This is a genomic window from Brunnivagina elsteri CCALA 953, from assembly GCF_002289455.1.
GTDB lineage: Bacteria > Cyanobacteriota > Cyanobacteriia > Cyanobacteriales > Nostocaceae > Brunnivagina > Brunnivagina elsteri.
Genome location: NZ_NTFS01000780.1, coordinates 1 through 1162, shown reverse-complemented (window position 1 = coordinate 1162; position 1162 = coordinate 1). Strand labels below are relative to the sequence as shown.

The 1162-nt window shown below is 39.4% G+C and carries 1 protein-coding gene; it reads left to right on the top strand.

The features are described 5' to 3' along the window. Positions 1-477: 477 nt before the first annotated feature. Positions 478-1162: Era-like GTP-binding protein (locus CK510_RS30635; RefSeq protein ID WP_211293369.1), on the top strand; the 685-nt coding region annotated here is incomplete at its 3' end.

Genomic DNA, 1162 nt, shown 5'->3' with positions numbered 1-1162 from the left:
GTATAGAGTTTAAATTAAAACATATAATTTAATTATCTCACGAAAAAAGAATTTTTCTCCATAATCCGAAAATATTTTTATAAAAATAAACATTTAGTATCTGGAATCGAGTCATAATTCCAGTTGCCATGTAAAGATTGAATACTGAATATAAATAATACTGAATTAGTGCAAATTATTTGATAAAATATGGTGTTTTTTGCGAATATTACTGAATTTAGAAAATTTGCTGCCGTAATTTTTACTGCTGACTTGGTGGGATTATATTTTTGATTGTACTAAATTTGGGGCGATACGCTTCCAGCGATAAGCAAAGCTTAACGCATTTCTCTCGTAGCGATTAAGACAGTCTCTACAACTTGCTTCGACTGTGGTGGGGTTCCGATCGAAAAAAAATTTAGTTGTACCCTAAAGAAAAGCGCAAAACAATTACCATAAGAAGCATCTGCGTTAAACACCTATTTCCTTGAGCTATCCATGCCTCTCCCGCGTTTAATTACCCTTATCGTTGGTTTAATTGCGATTTTGAGTCTTAGTCTGTGGCTAATTCAATATCTCAACCAACTCTCTTGGCAACTTTCCTATTTCGGCTTTTTTGGTAATATCTTACTGCTGTTGCTGATTGTCCTAATTGGAAGCTTGATTGCAGCATTTGTTTACTATGTAATGGTAATCCAAGGTGGAGAATCCCGTTCTTCCCGTCGTCCTAAGCGTCGGATTACAACTGCCGAAATCCCTGCGGCAAAATCGGAAGCTGCTTCGTCAAATCTCCAAGCAGTGCGGCAACAAGTTTCCCAAATCCAAGATGAAGTCACACGACAAGCATTATTGAGTAAATCGCGGGAAATTGAAGCAAATTTAGTCAGGGGGGAAATTCAAGTCGTCATTTTCGGTACGGGAAGTGCGGGTAAAACTTCCCTTGTTAACGCGGTAATTGGACGCATGGTTGGTAAAGTAGATGCACCAATGGGAACAACGACTGCGGGAGAAACCTACTGTTTGCGATTAAAGGGGTTGGAACGGAAGATTTTGATTACCGACACACCAGGAATTTTAGAAGCTGGGGTAGCGGGAACTGAACGGGAACAACTCGCACGGGGATTGGCAACGGAAGCTGATTTATTGTTGTTTGTTGTGGATAATGACCTGCGACGTTCTGAAT